We start from the raw sequence: 588 nt of genomic DNA, 5'->3' as shown, positions 1-588 counted from the left end.
AGTTCCCGTCTCGAAACCACATGCGTTGACTAAGTAATCACAAGTAAGCAAACAATTGACGCCATTGTGTTCGTAAGTCAATTGCCAATGATCACCAAGCCAATCTGCCTGATTCAGTGTCGCTTGAGTAATCACGTTTGAATTCGGCAGTTTTGCTAAGGTTAAGTTAGCAATAGCCGCTAAACGGAACACGCTCCAACCATACTCCTGAACGGCAACGACCGGATATTTTAATTGCTCTAAATCAGCGTGCTGAGCAAAAGGAATGCTCCATTCATCAAATGTGGATGGATGTTCTGGTTGGTTTTGTTTTGCCAGTTCCTGCAGTTCTTCTTTCGAATACAGTTTGAAATACTCTTCAGGCTCGCCAAGTACTTTGTTGTGTTCGTCTTTGTCGACCAACGCCTGGTAAGCACTTTTAATCACCTCTAAGCGAGGCAGCAGCGCGAATGGGTCACCTCCATCAGAGTGAGGTACGGCAATAATGGTAGGACGAATATTCAGTGAGTGAGGATACAGTCTGATCGTATCTATAGATTGCGTAAGCAAATCCAAACATTGTTGTTCAGAAATTTCACGATACAAATT

1 pseudogene is annotated in these 588 nt (G+C 43.4%); it reads right to left on the bottom strand.

Going from position 1 to position 588, the window contains the following annotated elements:
- Positions 1–588: pseudogene (locus R7E78_RS28560) on the bottom strand (FAD-dependent oxidoreductase); the annotation flags it as partial.

This window comes from Vibrio sp. YT-19(2023) (assembly GCF_033337395.1).
Note: the sequence above shows the minus strand (reverse complement) of the source record. Positions and strands in the feature narration are given on the sequence as shown.